The sequence below is a fragment of the Bacillus cereus group sp. BfR-BA-01382 genome, assembly GCF_022663475.1.
Taxonomy (GTDB): Bacteria; Bacillota; Bacilli; order Bacillales; family Bacillaceae_G; genus Bacillus_A; species Bacillus_A thuringiensis_S.
In genome coordinates, this window is sequence record NZ_JAKUFQ010000057.1 from 1 (window position 1) to 18699 (window position 18699).

Here is an 18699-nt window from a genome sequence, read left to right on the forward strand (position 1 = left end):
GTCAGATACAGCAGTAATTGGATTTGAAACGATAATTCCTTCTGGTAATCCAGGCATTGATGTAACACCGTTTGAGAATGTTAATTGTCCTGTGAAGAAAGCGATAATACCAGTTAATAGCATACCGATAAATAGTGCGCCATTTACATTTAAAGACATAAGGATAATAGTAATTCCAAGTCCAGCTAATGCTAGTAGAACTGGAGCAGAGTGAAGATCACCAAGTCCAACTAAGTTTGCATCATTTTTTGTAACGATACCTGTTAAACGTAAACCGATAAAGGCGATAAATAGCCCGATACCAGCAGTAATTGCATGTTTTAAGTTTTCAGGAATTGCTTCCATTAATTTTGTACGGAAAGATGTAAATGATAGCAAAATTAAAATCATACCTGCTACGAATACAGCAGAGAATGCAATTGCGAAAGTCATGCCTTCATGCGCTTTTACAACAGAGTAAGAGAAGTAAGCATTTAATCCCATACCTGGTGCAATTGCGATTGGTAAGTTTGTAAAGATCGCCATAAATAATGTTCCGACAACAGCAGCGATAATTGTTGCTGTAAATGCTTGTTCAAATGGAACACCTGCATCCCCAAGGATGACAGGGTTTACGACAATGATATATGCCATTGTTAAGAAGGTAATAATACCTGCCATAATTTCAGTTTTAATAGAAGTTTTATGTTTTGAAAGGTTAAACATATAAACATCCTTTCTGTTTACGAATAATTTTCACAACAGTTATATATAATATTCGTTTTTTAACTATTTTGCAATAGTTTTGTATAAAAAGTTTACAACAATTCATATTTTGTGTCTTAAATTCGAATATTAATCGTAACTTGATGTGTGAATTTCAGTTTTTATTATGCACATTATAAGGAAAAGGAGTTGAAAGAAGCTATGCCACAGCAAAAAAACTTTGTAACAATGCCAGCGCAACATCAAAATAAACAGCCTGGTATTGAATCATTAATGAATCCACTTCCGCAGTTTGAAGATTCAAATTATAAAGGTAGCGAAAAGTTAAAAGGAAAGAATGTATTAATTACAGGGGGAGATAGTGGGATTGGACGAGCTGTTTCCATCGCTTTTGCGAAAGAGGGAGCAAATATTGCGATTGCTTATTTAGATGAGGAAGAAGATGCAAATGAGACGAAACAACGTGTTGAAAAAGAAGGAGTAAAGTGTGTATTGTTGCCGGGTGATTTAAGTGATGAACAGCATTGTAAAGATGTTGTTCAAGAGACCGTCCAGCAGCTAGGTAGTTTACAGGTTTTAGTAAATAATGTCGCGCAGCAATATCCGCAGCAAGGACTAGAGTATATTACAGCAGAACAGCTAGAAAAGACTTTTCGTATTAATATTTTTTCTTATTTTCACGTTACGAAAGCAGTACTTTCTCATTTAAAACAAGGAGATGTCATTATAAATACGGCATCTATCGTTGCATATGAAGGAAATGAAACGTTAATTGATTATTCCGCAACAAAAGGAGCTATTGTTGCTTTTACAAGATCACTTTCTCAATCATTAGTACAAAAAGGAATTCGTGTAAATGGTGTTGCGCCGGGACCGATTTGGACACCGCTTATTCCATCGAGCTTTGATGAGAAGAAAGTCTCTCAGTTTGGGAGCAATGTCCCGATGCAAAGGCCTGGTCAACCATATGAGTTAGCGCCGGCATATGTATATTTAGCGTCTGGTGATTCTTCTTATGTTACGGGACAAATGATACATGTAAATGGGGGCGTTATTGTAAATGGATAGTTTTCATTTATAAGAGCAAAGTAAAGCTAATTACAATTATTATGGTGAGCGCTAGGGGGGATATAGGTGAAAAGGGTATGTTTCGTTTTACTATTATTTTTCTTCCTACCGGTTAGTGCTTTTGCTGATACAGATCATTTAATATTAGTGAATCTTACCACAAACCAGTTGTCTTTTTTTGAGAATGGAAATTACACAAAAACATTTCCAGTAACGACTGGAAGAGATCGTACACCTACGCCTGAAGGTAATTTTTGTATTATAACTAAATTTAAAAATAAAGAATACCATCGAAAAAAAATAGCTGGGGGTGCACCGAATAACCCTCTTGGTACGAGATGGCTTGGGCTAGATAAGAATGAATATGCGATTCACGGGACAAATCGGGAATGGACGATTGGAAGTAGGGAATCAAATGGCTGTATTCGCATGCATGACAGGGATATACAATGGTTATATGACCGAGTACAATTACAAACAAAAGTAATCATTTCTCGTTTTCATACGAGCCCCGAATATGAAGCGAATAAGCTTGGTTATCGCGTTGTGAGCTGGAATGGACGAAAAATAGAAGAAGAACAAATTGGAGTACTTACGTTAGTAGACCGCGCAGATATATATTGGCAAGAACCAAATGGACAGTTAACGAAAGTGAAAACGGTATTGCCGAACGAAAGATATCCAGTGTACTCAAAGCGAAAAGATGGAATATATTATATAGGAAACAATTCGTATATTATAGATGAAACAGGAGAGAAAATTCGTTACGAGCAAATTCCTTCTTCGATCTTAAGTAATATATATAAACGGAAATACAATGTTCCGTAATGGCTACCGTATTACAGACGGTAGCTTATTTATACTTGGAGTTTAACTGCAACTATTGTATTTTGCTGAATATAATACAGTACAGATAGGGGGCGGTTATATTATGAAAAGTGAATTTGCGTTTAAAGTTTTCTTAGTAACGACCTGTTTATTTATCGTGTATTTATATGCGTTTCTCGTCTTTTCTTTTTATGTTCCATATGTTGATTTAATATTATTCTTCGGATTTATTTGGGCGTTTGTGAAAGCGAGGGAAGGAGAGAAGAGTATATATCGGCGCATTACCCTATGCGGGACGGCCGTTCTCGTTATTTTATATTTTTTTATTATGCATGATTTTTGGAGAGGGATGTAAAAAAGCATACGATGAATCGTATGCTTTTTATGTTTAATATTTAGGCTTAAATGTATGACAACAAGTCTCTACACTCGTTGCTACAGAACTTTCTAGCGTCTCGTTTGTTAAAACAGCAGCTGTATATGAATCATTTTCAGTTTGACCAGTTTCATCTGCATCAGGCTGAACGACGATCGCACTTGCTTGACAAAAGTTACCTTGTCCCCAAAAAGAACAGTTGGAAACAGAACATCTTACTTCTGGCATAAAACCCCCTCCTTATACATTAGTGTGGGATTTTACGCCCATTTCATGTGTAGAAGGAGTTTCCTTTTCTCGTTACTTTTTCGTTTGCTCAAGCCATTCTTTTAATTTGTCTTTTGGCTGTTCACCGCTAATACGGCTTACTTCTTTGCCATCTTTAAAATGAATGATTGTTGGTGTACCTTGAATTTTATATTCATCCCAAGGAGCATCTAATTTTTCAATATCCATAACTTTCATATCAACGTTCAAGTCTTTAGCCATCGGCACTACGACAGGAGATAATTTTTGGCAATGAACGCAAGATGTTTGATAAAAGTATACTGTTTCTTCTTTTTTCTCTTTTAAGTTCTTTTGAAGATCTGAAAGAGAGATTTTATTTGTGTAGTAGTCAGAACCGTTTGTCTTACTTTCAGTAGGATTATCAATTTTTTGGCTAGTAGCATTTTTTTCTTCCATTTGTGTTACTGCAAAAATTGCCACGAACAAGGCGATAATAATACCACCAAATATAAGCATTTTTTTCATTCTTTCATCTCCTTATTTGTTTTTGATGACAATAAAGCTACAAACAGCGATTGTAATAAAGCCGATAAGTGCTAAAAACGGGATTGTCACAAAGCCGAACCAGTTTATGTATTCTCCCGTACATGGTACACGTCCACAAGCTGCCCCAGCTGCTGAAAATGCTGCGACTTTTTGAATTGCATAGTGATATAAAGAAATACAAGCGCCAATAGTTGCGATTGGTAAAGAATAACTTGCGATGCGATAGTCTTTCTTTGCTACAGCAATACCAAGCCATAAAACGAATGGATACATAAAAATGCGTTGATACCAACAAAGGACACAAGGCTCAAATTTCATGATTTCGGAAAAGTACAGACTTCCTAGTGTAGCGATAAAAGAAGCTCCCCATGCGGTAAGTAAAGCATATTCTTGCTTTTTTTCTCGTCCCATATTTTATACCTCTCTTATAATAGTTACATACTAAATTATAGTATGAAGTGGTATAGAAAAGAAAGAAAAAATATGTTTATCAATAAAAGTTTTATAAGAGGAAACTTTTATTGGTATTAATATTTTAAAAAAGCGCCATTCTCCTAAAGAGAATAGCGCTATATTTTACATTTGAATTTGCTCTACTTCTTCTACATGCGACTTTTGGGATGCATGGTCAATATATTGAAATAGGAGCTGCAGTTGTTTATCAACTTCTGGTAGTTCTTTGCTGTATTGATAAGCGTGTAAAAAATGCTCAATACGCTTAGAAAATAATTGATCGTTCGTTTGAACCATGAGAACGAGTAATTTATCCCAATTACAGCAATACGTGTAATAGAGAGCTTTATCATAGTCGTTATATGTTTGCACTGTGTACCCTCCTTACCGAGAGTTATATATAGTGTGTGATAAGTAAGGAGAAATACACTTGAAAGAATTTGTTAAGAAAAAAAGAGAATGAAAAGAAAAAACGAGGAATTCCCTCGTTTTTTAAGCTTTTGGCATTGGCGTAGGTGTTGGTTTGCCATAGCCTTCTTTGTATTTATTATCGATATAGTTACGAATTTCAAGCGTTGATTTTCCTTTTTGTTTCATGGAAGTAGATTCAACTGCGATTTCTAGGCAATTGACGCAAGTCGTTGCGTGGGAATCCCAAACAACTTCACCATTCTTTTTAATTTCACGAATAAAGCAGTTTTTATTATTTTTATGTCCTACACTTTCACCGCAACCACAATAGCATGGAATCCAATCTAATAGCTCTGCATTTTGCCCAGCGACGGTGTAAATATCTTTCATTTGTGGATCAAGCTTATCTAGGAAGGTCGGAAGTGTGTCGACTCCTTTTGTTTTCTCTTGAATGTCAGCTTGTTGAGTGTGGGATGCATGGTCATGTTCTTCTTTTTTTGATTCAGAAGATTTTTGGTCATTTGTACCAGTACTTCCGCATCCAGCAAGAATTAAGCTTAGTACTGCAAGTAAAGAAAATACATACTTTTTCATTCGCTTGTCCCCTTTACAAATGTATTAATCAAATTGTATCAGAGATTATGGAGTGTCGGGTGAAGATTTTTTCGACTGATTTTTGAAACGCCATCTTAGCGAATGAAATAGAAATAAAATTGGGATATAAGCGTATACAATATATAAACCCGCTTGAGATAGTACGGTATTTAATGTATTGATACTTTCACGGTTTGTGAAAAGCAGAGAAGCTGAAAATATGATGAAAATAAAAAACGGTAATGTAAATTTAAATGAAATATGAAAGGAACGCTTCATCGTTTGACATGATGACCAAATGGTTAAGCAAAGGTTTGGTAAAATAATTAAAAACCAAACGAAAATAATAATATATTCAAAACGCTGAATAAAAGGAACTTTAATTATTTTTAACATTGTTAAAGTAGGCCAAATAGTACGGTTTAATTGACCCTCACTATAATACATAAAGGATACGATAGCTAAAACTACATAAATTAAGGTGCTAAAAGCAATTCCAGCATGGGCCCATCGTTTTAAAGATTTTCCTTTTTCAATAAAGGGATAAAAGATAAGAATTGTTTCAAACCCCAGAAATTCCAATGCGGAGTGCTTTGCAGATATAAGCATGTCAAAAGGTGAATGCGTAAAAATAGGTAAAATATTACGGAAATGTGCATACTTCATTGGATAAATTAAAAAAAATATCACGAAAATAGGAAGCACAATACCCCAAAAGCATATCCCTGTCACAGAGCGGAAGCCGCCTTTTATAATGTAGTAAGTGACTAATAAAAACATAAGGGTAAGTTTCCATAACTTAATGGTAGGGAAAATCCAAACTTGTATCACTTCCATATATGTACGAAGAACAGTAAGGCAAAATAATAAGCAATAAAGAGTGAAAATTACAGAAAATATAGAGCCAATCCATTTTCCAAAGGTTGTTGTATGAATGCTAATTAAATCTCCGTCTTTTTCAAGCATTTTTAACATACAAACCAGTACAATATGAGTTGCAATTCCCGCAATAATAAGAGAAATCCAGGCATCATAACCAGCGTTTTTTAAAATTACACGTTGATATCCGAGAATTCCTATACCAATCTGGAGAGAATGCAATAAAATAAATGCAAAATATGGAGAGACAGTTTTTGATGTATTCATTGTATTCATTGCTCATTTCACCTCACTATTCACCGATTCCAGATTGTACAATATTAAGATCTAAATTTATATCTACTGCTACATTTTTATACATATTTCGAATTTGTTTTATATTCCATTTTCTCGTATGGCTTCTAATTTCATCTCGTATTCCTAAAGGATCAATTTCCTTTTCTTGAAATTGTTTTATTAAATCTTCGCAGTCTTTTTCAACATTTCGTTCAATTTGTTTTCTTATATAGTTGATATTTGTTTTTTTTCTTAAATCAATCCAATTGGGGGAGTTTTTAATTAATCCATTTAATTTTAAATGGATTTTTACTTTTGGTATGTCGCCAGTTTGATCTATATCATACTTGTTTTCTCCAGCTAAGTTTTGTATAACAACCATACCTTTATGCTTATCTTTTTTTATTGCTGCTTCGTAACGTCCATTTTTCGTAGGATTAATAAGTAATTTTGCTAAAACAGAATGTCTTTTATCTGTATACATGACTACTTTATCGCCTTTTAAAAAGGCAAGTCCTTTGACAGCGATAGAATGATTATCGTCCATTTTAATATAAGGAACATAGGCATCACATACAGAAGAGTAATAATTATATAAAAAAATGTTTAATGTGGTTTGTAGAATGTTCTCATTTCGTATATTTTGCTCGAGTAAATCGGCAATATATAAAGACCCATTTTTTTTTCCGTAATTTAAAAGCTCTTCAGCCGATCCATCTACAATTGCTAGTTGTACATCACGCCCGATATTTGGGTCACGTTGTAAGTTAGTAATAATTTCTCCCATTCCGCGTTCTCCTAGCGTTTTTCCAAATAGGACGACACGCATTTGACCTACAACGACATTGTGAGGAGATTTCGCATTTAATCGTGAAGCGATTGTTTCAAGGGAACGAGCAGATGTTGATTGCGTCTCTGGCTTAGACTTTACACCATGTGTGTATTCAGGGAATAAGATAGTTCCTTGGAATCTTTTGTTTTTTGTGATGTCAAATCCAGCAATATGAATAATACGCTGTGTATCCACTATATAGGTTTGTGTACAGCCAGTTTGTAAAATGAAGAAGATAATGATAAGGTGCAATAAAATTTTTTTCATTCATTCTCACCATCACGTTTTTGCTTCGCTTTGTTTGGATTATAGCGCCATTTTGATTTTGGTCTAAGAAAAGAAGGTCTTTGAGCCGTTTGACTAAATGGTAATCGAAGAAAACCTTCTGCTGTACCTAAACCACGAAATGGATATAAAGGTAATAAATAAGGTGATCCAAGTGATTTTAATTTAATTAAATGAGCTAAAATGAATACAAATCCGACAATAAGGCCTAATCCTCCGAATGCACCGGCTAAAAGAATAAGTGGAAAGCGTAATAACCGGATAGTAGAAGACATCTTTACGGTTGGTGTTGTGAAAGATGCAAGAGCGGATAAAGCGACTGCAATTAATAAAATTGTACTTGTCAAAGCCGCCTCCACGGATGCTTGGCCAATTACAATCCCCCCAACAATCCCAATCGTTTGTCCGACTTTCGTTGGTAAACGTGCTCCTGCTTCACGAAGCAATTCGATTGTAATTTCTAAAAAGAGTGCTTCTAGAATAGGAGGGAAAGGTACGTTAGCTCTCGAGAAAATAATAGGACCTAGTAAATCGGCAGGAATCATTTGATAATGATATGTTAAAGCCGCTGTATAAATAGCGGAGGAAAAAAGAGAAAATATAGCCCCAAAAAAACGAATAATACGAAAGAACGATCCAATCATCCACGGTAAATAATAATCTTCTGGTGAAATGAAAAAATCCAGTAACGTTGTTGGTCCTGATAAAGCATATGGAGAGCCATCTGTTAAAATCAAAACTTCCCCGTTAATTAACGCAAATACAGCTCGATCTAATCGTTCTGTAGGTAATAGAACAGGAAAAGGTGAATTGCTATTATCACTAATAAATTGCTCAATCATAGTTGAATCAAATGGGACATCAAAGTCAATGTCTTCTAGCCGTTGTATTGCGGTGTTGATAAATTGTTCATTTGTAACTCCTTCTATATAAGCAACTGCTACTTTCGTTTTTGATATAGATCCGACGGTAACTTCTTTAAAAATGAGTTGCTCCGTTACAATATTTCGGCGTAATAAGTGTATATTTGTATCAAGGTTTTCAACAAAACCGATTTTAGGACCGATTACGCTATACTCATTTTCTGTATCGTTATATAATCGTGTTCCTAAAACAGTACTTTCAGCACGAATTAAAGCATATTGATCGGGATTCGAATTGTTTTTTAAGCGTATTAAAATATATCCACCTAATAATTTCTCACGAATATCATCAATAGAAGGGGAGGTAATAATATCTTCAATAGAGACGATATTACATAAATCAGAGATATTTTGAATTTGTTCCGATTCTTTTTTTAGAGGAGTTAAAATAAATTGTTTAATAATAAGTGCTTCCACGACAGATTTATAATAAAACAAGCATAACGTTTCATCTTCAAGTACGTTATAAGAAAAAAAATCGCTTGATTCTTTCATGGTTTGTATAAATTCTGGGATAGAACAAAGTGTTTTTGTATTAGTCTTTTTTGATTTCTTAGATGATAAACCGAACATTTTCTCACCCCTAACTTACATCATTTACTTGTGTTAGTTTTTGGGAAAGACGGGAATTTATACTTAAAAATTGAAAGTTCATAAAGAAAAGGAAGAGTGGTGAATGGCTCTTCCTTTTTAGCATTTTAATTTGTTTTTTGTTCTTTAATAGACTTCACTAATTTCATCATTTCCGCTCGTATATCTTCTCTTTTTACATTTAATTTTTCGGCAATTTGTTTAATGTCCATTCCATCTTTTTTCATTTTTAATACATCATCAAGAGGGGTATTGCTTTTTTGAGAGATGATTGTTAACACAGTAAGATGACGCAATTTGATGTTATATTCTTTCATTTTTTGCTTTAGCTGATCCGGTGTGGATTTTTGCATAGTTGCTAACTGTTGTAGCAGTGCTTGCTTTGTTTCTTTATTCATATGATGCTTTTTCAGCTTACTTGGATCTACACCGAAATGCTCGGCTGTTTTCTCCCAAGATTTATTTTGCTTATAGTAAGATAAAACATCTTTTATTTCTTGTTTACTGATTCTTGCAATGTGAGCAGCTCTCCAAATTTCATGTTTGTTATAGCCAAGTTTTTCTAGCGATTGCATTTCTTCTTCTGAAATTGGTTTATGATGATGCATTGTTACTTCTTTTGGCGTGGCAGCGGACGTAGGGAAGGTGGATATCCCGCATAATAATGCTGCCATAGTCATACTTACTGCGATTTTTTTGTACATGTAAACTCCTCCTAGATGGATAATGTAGAAAACTGTACACATATCATTTCCATAAAATGTGAAATACTTGTGAACAAGTTAAGTTTTTTTATTCACAGTATGAAATGACGTTTTTAGAAGTTTTCCAACATAAAACATTGATTAATAGTAAAAAACTAAGGTATAATCGAAATTGAAAATCAATATCAATGCCAACAATAAACTTATACATATAGATAAAAATAAGGGAGAGATAAATATGACTACATATACTTCCATCGCTAATGTGATTAAAGAAAGGCGCTCTGTTCGTACATTTACAGACAAAGCGGTAGATAAAGAGTTATTAATTGAACTATTAAACGACGCAACGTGGGCACCGAATCATAAATATCGTGAACCATGGAATTGTAAATTATACATTGGAGAAGGCCGCAAGAAATTAGTAGATGCAGTATTAAACTCTTTCACAGAAGAAGAAAGAGCAAAGCGCGGTAAAATTTTATCAGATCGTTTCTTAAGCACGCCTGCACAAATCGTTGTATATATAAATGAAGATCCGCGTCAAATTCAGCGTGACGAAGATTACGCTGCAACATGTGCATTTATGCAAAACTTCCAGCTTCTTGCTTGGGAACGCGGATTAGGTTGCGTTTGGAAATCAGGCGGATTGAACTACAATCCATTATTTATAGAAGGAATCGGTTTAACAAGAGGACAACGTATCGTTGGAATTCTTCATATCGGCTATTTCGATAAAGCGCCAGAAGGAAAAGCTCGTACTCCGATTACGGAGAAGATGGAGATTATTGAAGGTTAATAGATGAGACATTCTCGTTTTTGCGGGGGTGTCTTTTTATTATGCAATCAATCCTCATGAAAGCTTGTTTTTCATCATACACTTTCTTAAGGGAAAGTGTAAGGAGGGAAAATAATGAGAGCAAGTGACGATAAAGCACTGCAATATGCGATTGCGGAAATTACGGAAATTGCGACGGGATTTGGGCTTGATTTTTATCCGATGCGTTATGAAATATGTCCAGCGGAAATTATTTATACATTTGGTGCATATGGGATGCCAACGCGGTTTTCACATTGGAGTTTTGGAAAACAGTTTTTCAGAATGAAATTACAATACGATTTAGGTCTTAGTAAAATATACGAACTCGTTATTAACTCTGATCCATGTTACGCCTTTTTATTAGATACGAACTCTTTAATTCAAAACAAATTAATTGTAGCGCACGTTTTAGCACACTGTGACTTCTTCAAAAATAATATTCGTTTTTCAAATACGAAGCGAGATATGGTAGAAAGTATGGCGGCAACAGCGGACCGTGTGAAAGCGTATGAGCATAAGTACGGAAAAGCAGAGGTAGAAACATTTTTAGATGCCGTACTTGCCATTCAAGAGCATATTGACCCATCGATTATGCGTCCAAAACTTGCGTGGAGTATTGAAGATTTAGAAGAGGATGTAGAAAAGAAAAAGATATCACAGTACGATGACTTATGGAATTTAGATGATCGAAACAAAAAGAGAGAACGACCTAATATGCATAAAAAGAAGAAAATTCCGCCGCAACCAGAGAAAGATTTACTCCTCTTCATTGAAGAATATAGCCGTGAGCTAGAAGATTGGCAGCGAGATATATTAACGATGATGCGTGAGGAAATGCTATATTTCTGGCCGCAGCTTGAAACAAAAATTATGAATGAAGGCTGGGCATCATACTGGCATCAACGCATACTCCGTGAAATGGACTTAACATCTTCTGAAGCGATTGAATTCGCAAAGCTTAATGCAGGTGTAGTTCAACCATCAAAAACAAGTATTAACCCATACTACCTAGGTATTAAAATGTTTGAAGATATAGAGGAGCGCTACAATAACCCGACAGAAGAAATGAAACGACGCGGTGTAAAACCAGGATCTGGCCGTGACAAAATCTTTGAAGTACGCGAAATCGAATGGGATGTATCATTCTTAAGGAACTACTTAAACAAAGATCTCGTAATGAGAGAAGATATGTACTTATTCCAACGCCAAGGAAAAGAATATAAGGTAATAGATAAAGAGTGGGAACATGTACGTGATCAGCTCGTAAATATGCGTACAAATGGTGGCTTCCCGTACTTAGTAGTAGAAGATGGTGACTACTTAAAGAACGGAGAGTTGTACATTAAACATAGTTACGAAGGAATTGAGCTCGATTTAAAATACTTAGAAAAAGTACTGCCATACATTCATCAGTTATGGGGAAGAACGGTGCATATGGAGTCGATTGTGGAAAGTAAGGGCGTTGTGTTTTCTTATGATGGGAAGATGGTGCATCGGAAGTATGTGTGATGAAAAGAATGGACATAGGATACTGTGTCCGTTCTTTTTTATTTGGGGCAAAGTTAAATATGCTATTCTTGAAGAAAGGGAGTTATATAGAGAAATGGAGCGATTCAAATGAGCAAAATAGGGGTATGCAAGGTAGATATTACGCCGCCTGTCGGTATTGATTTTGTTGGATACCATAGAGAGACAGGAATAAATAATATTGAAGAGCATATTTATGGGACAGTTTTTGTATTTGAAAAAGATGAAATGAAAACTGTGTTTATAAGCATTGATAATATTGGGATGTTAGTAGAAGATACGAATATTATTCGTGAGCGCGTAGCTAGCAGGCTTCATGTGCCATTTGAGCGAATAACAGTTGTTTATACACATACACATTCTGGTCCGGAAACTGTTGGTGAGCAAGCTTTAGTAAAGTCGTATAAAACGAGTTTAGTAAATAATGTAGTGCACGGTGCTGTTACTGCAAATAATAACTTGGGGCTATGTGAAGTTGGCTGGAGTGTTACGACAGGTGATATTGGGATAAACCGAAGAGAGAGAACATCTGATGGAAGAGCAAAGATGGGAACAAATATAGAGGGTGTTGTAGATAAGCGAATTGGCATGTTAGCAATAAGAAATGCTGAAACGAAGGAGCTATCTGGGATTATTGTATTTTGTACTGCGCATCCGAATGTTTTAAAAGGTGATAGCGATGTATTATCAGCGGATTATCCTGGAATGACGAGGGAGATTCTTGAGAAAATCGTAAATTGCCCTGTTATTATTGTGCAAGGAGCTGCTGGTAATGTAAATGCGAAGTATCGCGGTTCAAGGGAAGCAGTAAAGCAAATGGCTTACACACTTAGTGGACATGTATTAACAATATTGCCAATAGTTACATATAGCCCAATTGTAAATTTAAGAACAGTTTCGAGTATGATGCAAATGAAGTTGAAAGATATTCCTGAAATGAATGAGATACGAAGCATGGCTCAATTGGCGGAGAAGCAGTGGGGTGTGAACACGGACGAGTGGCTTACTATCGTTTTAGAGAAATATAAGCAAGGTATTCGGCAGTTACGTATTGATTTAGAAGTTCAACTGTTTCAAGTTAATGATGGAATGTTCTTTGGTATACCGATGGAACCTTTTTCAGAAACCGCGTTAGAAGTGAAAGAGAGTCTTCAAAATGAAATAGCCTTTCTTGGTGGATATACGAATGGATATATTGGTTATTTACCGACAAGGGAAGAGTTTACATATGGTGGATATGAAGTAGAATTAAATCCTGTTGTATATGGGCCTGTTACGAATTTATTGATGCCACCGGAGAAAAATACTGCGGAGCTGATTGTGAAGAAGGTTACGGGCTTATGTAATAAAGTGAAGCTTTAATAAGACAGATTTTTGAAAGCAGAGTAAAGAATATAAATAATTGTTTGAGTTTATTAAGTCAATGTAATTAACAATGATTATCATTGTTAATTACATTGACTTCTAAAAAAAGAAAAACTAGAATTTATAAAGGGATCCTCAATTGTTTGCTATCACTTGTATAGGAGGTAAGTTATGTTGGATAGCTTTATTTCTATAAGATGCAGGTTGGCTCTTTATCGTTTTGGTGTTCTTTTTATATTTTTTTGCATAGTATTTTTGGTGCATCAGAAGGTGTATGCAGAAGATGTACCGTGGACATCGGTCTCAAATGAGGGAGAACGTGAACTGTTTCAAGAACAATCATTGTATAGTAATGATCGAAGGGGAGAAGATCTTGTTTCGCCCTCATTTGAAGGGCGAAAACATGGTGGGGAAGATTGGGGAGCATATTTGGAAAATAGTACGTTAAATTATTCACCTAATATTCTTACCTATTCTGTTATAGGAAGCGATGATCGAATACGGGTTAATGATACAAATTCATATCCGTATAGCGCTATAGTCCATGTTGCGACTCAGTAAAATAGTGGAGAAGTTTATGGGTGTACAGGAGCACTAGTTAGTAAAGATACAGTGCTTACAGCTGGACATTGTATTTACAATAAAGAAATTGGTGGATGGGCGACAAATGTTATTGTGACCCCTGGTAGAAATGGAAACCAAGCACCGTATTTACCTTATAGTTGGACAAAACTCTATTCAGTAAGTGGATGGACTGATAATGAAAATTCAGATTATGATTATGGAACGATTAAATTAAATGGGTCTCCAGGAGATTATATTGGCTGGTTGGGATATAGAACTACCTATGTAGAATCACCAAAAGGTTTACTTGCGGCGATTCCTGGATATCCCGCTGATAAAATAGGAAATGAACGTTACACAATGTGGAGAGACTATGGTCCAATTGAGGGAGTTTCTCCTAGAATGTTAACATACAAGATTGATACTTATGAGGGGCAAAGTGGATCACCTGTATATCAGTATTTCGATACCGGTATCAAAATAATAGCCATTCATACAAGAGGAAATAAAAATATGAATTTTGGAAATCGGATAACAGACGATGTGTTTAATAATATTAAAAAATGGCCTGAATAAATATAGTAATTCTATTTGGATTTTGTATTGTATATTGGTCATAATCATGATGTCTAGTTATATAGTAAATAACGAAGAGAATGTTAGTAAAGTTGTTAATCCTATAACTTTCTATGTTCAAAATAAAGAGAAACAACAGATAAAAGACTTTGAAATTATGCTTATAAAAGATGAATTACCTCAGCCTAGTAAAGAAATCGTGATTTCGATAGGGAAAACTAATCAAGAAGGAAAATTGATTTGGAAGATTCCTAGAAAAGGAAAGTATATAATTTTATTGCCGAATAATGAGAAAAAAGAGATTGTGATTAATGATAGAAATGTAGCTAAATTAATAATGATTAACGTAAATTAATAAAAATAGGCCGAAACCAATCATATGGTTGATTCGGCCTATTTTTATATAATTTAGAAAAATTGTGAAGTAAGTATAAATTTCAGTCTAAAGATTAAAAACTTTACAATATACCCTGAAGGGTATATGATATTATACAAAGTTATAAAGTAATGTATAATATAGTTACAATTACGGAGGTGGTCTATAGTGGAATACAATCAAGATATGAAAAATAGATTGAAACGTATTGAAGGTCAAGTTCGTGGTGTGCTTCGTATGATGGAAGAAGGAAAGGATTGCCGAGAAGTTATTACACAGTTAACAGCATCTCGTTCTGCCCTTGATCGTACGATTGGACTCGTTGTTGGAACAAATTTAGAGCATTGTTTACGTGAACAGTTTGAAAGTGGCAATGGTTCAAATGAAGAGTTAATTAAAGAAGCTGTTCAATTACTTGTAAAAAGCCGATAATCTGTCAAACGTAAGTGTTGACAGATTTTCAAAAACATTTTAATACACCCCTACAGGTATATGTATATGAATTGTGGAGGAATCGATTATGAGTATAAAAGTGGATATGAGTTTAGATTGTAAAGGGTTGGCTTGTCCGATGCCGATTGTGAAAACGAAGAAGGCGATAGAAGGATTAGCACCAGGGCAAGTGATTGAAGTTAAGGCGACAGATAAAGGATCTACGGTAGATATAAAAAGTTGGGCGGGTAAAGTAGGACATCAATATATAGGGACGAAACACGAGGGTGATGTATTGGTGCATTATGTTAGGAAAGCAAACGAGCATGAAGTGAATGAAGTAGCAAAGTATCCTCATACAATTACGAATGCAGAGTTGGAAGAGATATTATTAAGTGAGGAAGAGTGTATTGTATTAGATGTTCGAGAAGCAGCGGAATTCGCTTTTGGTCATATTCCATCGGCCATTTCGATGCCGTTAGGAGAGTTAGACAGTGCAGCGTTAGATCAGACGAAACAAATTTATGTTGTTTGCCGAACTGGTAACCGTAGTGATGTAGCTTGCCACATGTTGAAAGAGCAAGGTTATGCAAATGTGAAAAATGTCATTCCAGGTATGTTAGAGTGGCAAGGGAATGTGAAAAAATAAAATTTTTTAAATGAAAATATACCTATGGGGGTAATTAAATGAGTGTTAAATCGTTAAAAGCGAAAGATGTTGCAGAGAAAGTTTTATTCGGAGAGTTGTTTATTTTAGATGTTCGTAATGAGAAGGATTATGAAGATTGGAAAATTGAAGGAAAACAAGTTTCTTCTATTAATAAACCTTATTTTGATTTGTTAGATGGTGTAGAACATATTGTAAGTGAATTACCTAAGGATAAAGATGTTTTAGTAGTATGTGCAAAAGAAGGGTCTTCTATATTTGTGGCAGAGCAATTAACAGAGGCTGGATTAGAAAATATTTATTATTTAGCTGGTGGCATGAAGGCTTGGAGTGAATATGTAAAGCCTATAAAAGTTGGAGATTTAAAAAATGGTGGAAGTATGTATCAGTTTAACCGCCTTGGAAAAGGCTGTTTATCTTATATGGTCGTTTCAAATGGTGAAGCAGCAGTTATTGATGCAGTAAGAACAGCCGAGGCATATGAAGAATTTGCGAAAGAGCATGGCGTTACGATTACGAATGTAATGGATACACATTTACATGCAGACCATATTTCCGGAGGACGTAAGTTAGCGGAAAAGGTAGGTGGTACGTATTGGTTACCACCAAAAGATGCAGAGGAAGTTGTTTTTTCATACGAACCGCTTGTTGAAGGATCTGTTATTACGGTGGGGGGGACTAAAATTGTAATTGACGCATTATACTCACCAGGACATACGATTGGAAGTACGTCATTCATTGTAGATGATTCTTATTTATTATCAGGCGATATTTTATTTGTAGATTCAATTGGGCGTCCTGATCTTGCTGGTAAGGCTGAAGATTGGGTGAGTGATTTACGTAATACTTTGTATAGCCGATATAAAGAGCTATCTCAAAATTTAGTTGTGTTACCGGCTCATTATTCAAAAATAAGTGAAATGAACGAAAGTGGTATTGTTAGCGCAAAATTAAAAGATTTGTTTGCGAATAATGCGGGGTTAAATATTGAGGATGAGGTAGAGTTCCGTAAAACTGTAACAGAAAACTTACCACCTCAGCCAAATGCATATGAAGAAATTCGTCAAACCAATATGGGTAAAATTCACCCAAGTGTGGATAAAGAGCGTGAAATGGAGATTGGTCCAAATCGTTGTGCAGTGCACGAATAATGAAATAAATAAAAAATGGAGGAATTGATGATGAATATAAAACAAGTGTTAGATGCGAAAGGTTTAGCATGTCCAATGCCGATTGTAAGAACAAAGAGAGCAATGGATGCTCTACAAACTGGAGAAGTGTTAGAAATACATGTAACGGATAAAGGGTCAGTTAAGGATATTCCAGCGTGGGCAAATAAATGTGGCCATGACATCGTAAAGCTTGAAGAAGAAGGCGATGTGCTGAAGTTTTGGATTAGGAAGGCGTAGTGAAGCAATAGTTTTGTAAATATAGAGAGGTTGGTTATATGAACACAATATTAAGTATGCTTTTTATTGTACTTGCTGCAGGGTTTGTTATTTCACGATTTTTACCAGTGAAAGGTGTGCAAAATATAAATGGCAAAGAATTGAAAAGTATAGTGGGGAAAAAGGGGAAGTATTTTATTGATGTCCGTACAGTAGGTGAGTATAGAGGGAATCATATGAAAGGCTTTCAAAATATCCCCCTAAATGATCTAGCAAGTAAGGCGAATCAATTAGATAAGAATAAGGAAGTAATCGTTATTTGCCAAAGTGGAATGAGAAGTAAGCAAGCAGCAAAGGTATTGAAAAAACTAGGGTTTCAGCAAGTAATAAACGTTTCAGGTGGTATGAATGGTTTGTGAGGAGGAAATGTAAAATGAAAGAAATGACTACAAAAGAATTAGAAGAAAAATTGTTGCGTAAAGAAGCGGTAAATATTGTGGATGTACGTGAAGTAGAAGAAGTAGCTGAAGGGAAAATTCCAGAAGCATGTAATATTCCACTAGGACTATTAGAGTTTCGTATGCATGAATTAAATAAAAATCAGGAATATATTATCGTTTGTCGTTCAGGCGGGAGAAGTGCAAGAGCTGTTCAATTTTTAGAAAGTTACGGTTTTCAAGTAATCAATGTGGTAGGTGGTATGTTAGCTTGGGAAGGAAAAGTAGAATAGGGAGAAACAATTTTTTATAAATAAAAAAATACCCCTATAGGTAATTGGAGGGAGAACAATATGGAACAACAGAAGAAAACAACAATCGTTTTATTTAGCGGAGATTACGATAAAGCAATGGCTGCTTATATTATTGCAAATGGTGCAGCGGCGTATGATCAAGAGGTAACTATTTTTCATACTTTCTGGGGATTAAATGCTTTAAGGAAAGATGAATATGTGAATGTAAAGAAAACATTTATAGAAAAAGTATTTGGAAGAATGATGCCACGCGGTGCTGATAAGATGGGGTTATCCAAAATGAATTTTGCTGGCATGGGGCCAAAGATGATTAAAGGCATTATGAAAAAACATAACGCAATGCCTTTGCCAGATTTAATTGATTTGGCGAAAGAACAAGGAATTAAACTTGTAGCTTGTCAAATGACAGTAGATTTATTAGGGTTAAAAGAGGAAGAGATTATGGAAGGGATAGAGTTTGCAGGCGTAGGGGCATATTTAGCAGATGCTTCGGATGGGAATGTAAACTTATTCATTTAAATCACCTTCTTTTTA

Annotated in this window: 24 protein-coding genes and 1 pseudogene; 15 read left to right on the forward strand and 10 right to left on the reverse strand. The window is 35.1% G+C overall.

Going from position 1 to position 18699, the window contains the following annotated elements; all coding sequences use genetic code 11:
* The coding region (locus tag MR160_RS20545; RefSeq protein WP_242297936.1) for a solute carrier family 23 protein at positions 1-705 on the reverse strand (705 nt) is incomplete at its 3' end.
* Positions 706-906: 201 nt separating this feature from the next.
* Between MR160_RS20545 and MR160_RS20550 the strand changes: the two genes are divergently transcribed.
* The 3 genes from MR160_RS20550 to MR160_RS20560 all read left to right on the forward strand — a co-directional run bounded on the left by MR160_RS20550 (position 907) and on the right by MR160_RS20560 (position 2956).
* A complete protein-coding gene (locus MR160_RS20550) occupies positions 907-1773 on the forward strand; it encodes an SDR family oxidoreductase (RefSeq protein WP_001136291.1) in 867 nt (288 codons plus the stop codon).
* Between the two features lie 66 nt (positions 1774-1839).
* Positions 1840-2601, forward strand: a complete 762-nt coding sequence (locus MR160_RS20555) for a L,D-transpeptidase (RefSeq protein WP_000831959.1) — start codon at positions 1840-1842, stop codon at positions 2599-2601.
* A gap of 103 nt (positions 2602-2704) precedes the next feature.
* Positions 2705-2956 carry a hypothetical protein gene (locus MR160_RS20560; RefSeq protein WP_000834195.1) on the forward strand — a complete coding sequence of 84 codons (252 nt, stop codon included), beginning with the start codon at positions 2705-2707 and terminating at the stop codon, positions 2954-2956.
* 33 nt (positions 2957-2989) lie between these two features.
* Here MR160_RS20560 and MR160_RS20565 read toward each other — a convergent pair whose 3' ends face one another.
* The 9 genes from MR160_RS20565 to MR160_RS20605 all read right to left on the reverse strand — a co-directional run bounded on the left by MR160_RS20565 (position 2990) and on the right by MR160_RS20605 (position 9699).
* On the reverse strand, positions 2990-3205 hold the full coding sequence (locus MR160_RS20565) for a DUF1540 domain-containing protein (RefSeq protein WP_001115488.1): 216 nt from the start codon (positions 3203-3205) through the stop codon (positions 2990-2992).
* 72 nt (positions 3206-3277) lie between these two features.
* Positions 3278-3730, reverse strand: coding sequence for a thioredoxin family protein (locus MR160_RS20570; protein ID WP_000738451.1), 453 nt, complete (start codon positions 3728-3730; stop codon positions 3278-3280).
* Between the two features lie 12 nt (positions 3731-3742).
* Positions 3743-4162 (reverse strand): disulfide formation protein C, encoded by a 420-nt coding sequence (locus tag MR160_RS20575; RefSeq protein WP_000532265.1) that lies wholly within the window; start codon positions 4160-4162, stop codon positions 3743-3745.
* 165 nt (positions 4163-4327) lie between these two features.
* Positions 4328-4576, reverse strand: a complete 249-nt coding sequence (locus tag MR160_RS20580; protein ID WP_001195459.1) for a YhdB family protein — start codon at positions 4574-4576, stop codon at positions 4328-4330.
* A gap of 120 nt (positions 4577-4696) precedes the next feature.
* Entirely contained in the window at positions 4697-5209 is a 513-nt protein-coding gene (locus MR160_RS20585; RefSeq protein WP_044306899.1) for a PCYCGC domain-containing protein, read from the reverse strand.
* Positions 5210-5254: 45 nt separating this feature from the next.
* Positions 5255-6364 (reverse strand): GerAB/ArcD/ProY family transporter, encoded by a 1110-nt coding sequence (locus tag MR160_RS20590; protein ID WP_001095145.1) that lies wholly within the window; start codon positions 6362-6364, stop codon positions 5255-5257.
* Positions 6365-6380: 16 nt separating this feature from the next.
* Positions 6381-7463 carry a Ger(x)C family spore germination protein gene (locus MR160_RS20595; protein ID WP_242297938.1) on the reverse strand — a complete coding sequence of 361 codons (1083 nt, stop codon included), beginning with the start codon at positions 7461-7463 and terminating at the stop codon, positions 6381-6383.
* A complete protein-coding gene (locus MR160_RS20600) occupies positions 7460-8977 on the reverse strand; it encodes a spore germination protein (RefSeq protein WP_242297940.1) in 1518 nt (505 codons plus the stop codon). The genes MR160_RS20595 and MR160_RS20600 overlap by 4 nt, the downstream gene beginning before the upstream one ends.
* 125 nt (positions 8978-9102) lie before the next feature.
* Positions 9103-9699 carry a hypothetical protein gene (locus tag MR160_RS20605; protein ID WP_000276984.1) on the reverse strand — a complete coding sequence of 199 codons (597 nt, stop codon included), beginning with the start codon at positions 9697-9699 and terminating at the stop codon, positions 9103-9105.
* 238 nt (positions 9700-9937) lie between these two features.
* Here MR160_RS20605 and MR160_RS20610 point away from each other — a divergent pair, with 238 nt between their 5' ends.
* From MR160_RS20610 to MR160_RS20665, 12 genes and pseudogenes are all read left to right on the forward strand, one after another.
* Entirely contained in the window at positions 9938-10498 is a 561-nt protein-coding gene (locus MR160_RS20610) for a nitroreductase family protein (protein ID WP_000214814.1), read from the forward strand.
* 114 nt (positions 10499-10612) lie between these two features.
* Positions 10613-12028 (forward strand): stage V sporulation protein SpoVR, encoded by a 1416-nt coding sequence (gene spoVR / locus MR160_RS20615; RefSeq protein ID WP_001202690.1) that lies wholly within the window; start codon positions 10613-10615, stop codon positions 12026-12028.
* Between the two features lie 108 nt (positions 12029-12136).
* Positions 12137-13408, forward strand: coding sequence for a neutral/alkaline non-lysosomal ceramidase N-terminal domain-containing protein (locus MR160_RS20620; protein ID WP_000034541.1), 1272 nt, complete (start codon positions 12137-12139; stop codon positions 13406-13408).
* 174 nt (positions 13409-13582) lie between these two features.
* A pseudogene (locus tag MR160_RS20625) lies at positions 13583-14551 on the forward strand (trypsin-like serine peptidase).
* Positions 14517-14906, forward strand: a complete 390-nt coding sequence (locus MR160_RS20630; protein WP_000335660.1) for a DUF2606 family protein — start codon at positions 14517-14519, stop codon at positions 14904-14906. The pseudogene MR160_RS20625 and the gene MR160_RS20630 overlap by 35 nt, the downstream one beginning before the upstream one ends.
* 189 nt (positions 14907-15095) lie before the next feature.
* Positions 15096-15359, forward strand: a complete 264-nt coding sequence (locus MR160_RS20635; RefSeq protein ID WP_000456202.1) for a metal-sensitive transcriptional regulator — start codon at positions 15096-15098, stop codon at positions 15357-15359.
* A gap of 88 nt (positions 15360-15447) precedes the next feature.
* Positions 15448-16008, forward strand: a complete 561-nt coding sequence (locus MR160_RS20640; protein WP_079245091.1) for a sulfurtransferase TusA family protein — start codon at positions 15448-15450, stop codon at positions 16006-16008.
* Between the two features lie 38 nt (positions 16009-16046).
* Positions 16047-17177 (forward strand): MBL fold metallo-hydrolase, encoded by a 1131-nt coding sequence (locus tag MR160_RS20645; protein WP_079245092.1) that lies wholly within the window; start codon positions 16047-16049, stop codon positions 17175-17177.
* Between the two features lie 27 nt (positions 17178-17204).
* Positions 17205-17435, forward strand: coding sequence for a sulfurtransferase TusA family protein (locus MR160_RS20650; RefSeq protein WP_002093886.1), 231 nt, complete (start codon positions 17205-17207; stop codon positions 17433-17435).
* A gap of 38 nt (positions 17436-17473) precedes the next feature.
* Positions 17474-17833 (forward strand): rhodanese-like domain-containing protein, encoded by a 360-nt coding sequence (locus tag MR160_RS20655; RefSeq protein WP_079245093.1) that lies wholly within the window; start codon positions 17474-17476, stop codon positions 17831-17833.
* Between the two features lie 14 nt (positions 17834-17847).
* Positions 17848-18144, forward strand: a complete 297-nt coding sequence (locus tag MR160_RS20660; RefSeq protein ID WP_000661810.1) for a rhodanese-like domain-containing protein — start codon at positions 17848-17850, stop codon at positions 18142-18144.
* A 60-nt stretch (positions 18145-18204) separates the two neighbouring features.
* On the forward strand, positions 18205-18684 hold the full coding sequence (locus MR160_RS20665; RefSeq protein WP_079245094.1) for a DsrE/DsrF/DrsH-like family protein: 480 nt from the start codon (positions 18205-18207) through the stop codon (positions 18682-18684).
* Positions 18685-18699 lie beyond the last annotated feature (15 nt).

Coding starts and splice junctions, on each gene's coding strand:
- MR160_RS20550 (WP_001136291.1), top strand. CDS start 907: ATGCCACAGCAAAAAAACTTTGTAACAATGCCAGCGCAACATCAAAAT.
- MR160_RS20560 (WP_000834195.1), top strand. CDS start 2,705: ATGAAAAGTGAATTTGCGTTTAAAGTTTTCTTAGTAACGACCTGTTTA.
- MR160_RS20565 (WP_001115488.1), bottom strand. CDS start 3,205: ATGCCAGAAGTAAGATGTTCTGTTTCCAACTGTTCTTTTTGGGGACAA.
- MR160_RS20570 (WP_000738451.1), bottom strand. CDS start 3,730: ATGAAAAAAATGCTTATATTTGGTGGTATTATTATCGCCTTGTTCGTG.
- MR160_RS20575 (WP_000532265.1), bottom strand. CDS start 4,162: ATGGGACGAGAAAAAAAGCAAGAATATGCTTTACTTACCGCATGGGGA.
- MR160_RS20585 (WP_044306899.1), bottom strand. CDS start 5,209: ATGAAAAAGTATGTATTTTCTTTACTTGCAGTACTAAGCTTAATTCTT.
- MR160_RS20590 (WP_001095145.1), bottom strand. CDS start 6,364: ATGAATACAATGAATACATCAAAAACTGTCTCTCCATATTTTGCATTT.
- MR160_RS20595 (WP_242297938.1), bottom strand. CDS start 7,463: ATGAAAAAAATTTTATTGCACCTTATCATTATCTTCTTCATTTTACAA.
- MR160_RS20600 (WP_242297940.1), bottom strand. CDS start 8,977: ATGTTCGGTTTATCATCTAAGAAATCAAAAAAGACTAATACAAAAACA.
- MR160_RS20605 (WP_000276984.1), bottom strand. CDS start 9,699: ATGTACAAAAAAATCGCAGTAAGTATGACTATGGCAGCATTATTATGC.
- MR160_RS20610 (WP_000214814.1), top strand. CDS start 9,938: ATGACTACATATACTTCCATCGCTAATGTGATTAAAGAAAGGCGCTCT.
- spoVR (WP_001202690.1), top strand. CDS start 10,613: ATGAGAGCAAGTGACGATAAAGCACTGCAATATGCGATTGCGGAAATT.
- MR160_RS20620 (WP_000034541.1), top strand. CDS start 12,137: ATGAGCAAAATAGGGGTATGCAAGGTAGATATTACGCCGCCTGTCGGT.
- MR160_RS20630 (WP_000335660.1), top strand. CDS start 14,517: ATGTGTTTAATAATATTAAAAAATGGCCTGAATAAATATAGTAATTCT.
- MR160_RS20640 (WP_079245091.1), top strand. CDS start 15,448: ATGAGTATAAAAGTGGATATGAGTTTAGATTGTAAAGGGTTGGCTTGT.
- MR160_RS20645 (WP_079245092.1), top strand. CDS start 16,047: ATGAGTGTTAAATCGTTAAAAGCGAAAGATGTTGCAGAGAAAGTTTTA.
- MR160_RS20650 (WP_002093886.1), top strand. CDS start 17,205: ATGATGAATATAAAACAAGTGTTAGATGCGAAAGGTTTAGCATGTCCA.
- MR160_RS20655 (WP_079245093.1), top strand. CDS start 17,474: ATGAACACAATATTAAGTATGCTTTTTATTGTACTTGCTGCAGGGTTT.
- MR160_RS20660 (WP_000661810.1), top strand. CDS start 17,848: ATGAAAGAAATGACTACAAAAGAATTAGAAGAAAAATTGTTGCGTAAA.
- MR160_RS20665 (WP_079245094.1), top strand. CDS start 18,205: ATGGAACAACAGAAGAAAACAACAATCGTTTTATTTAGCGGAGATTAC.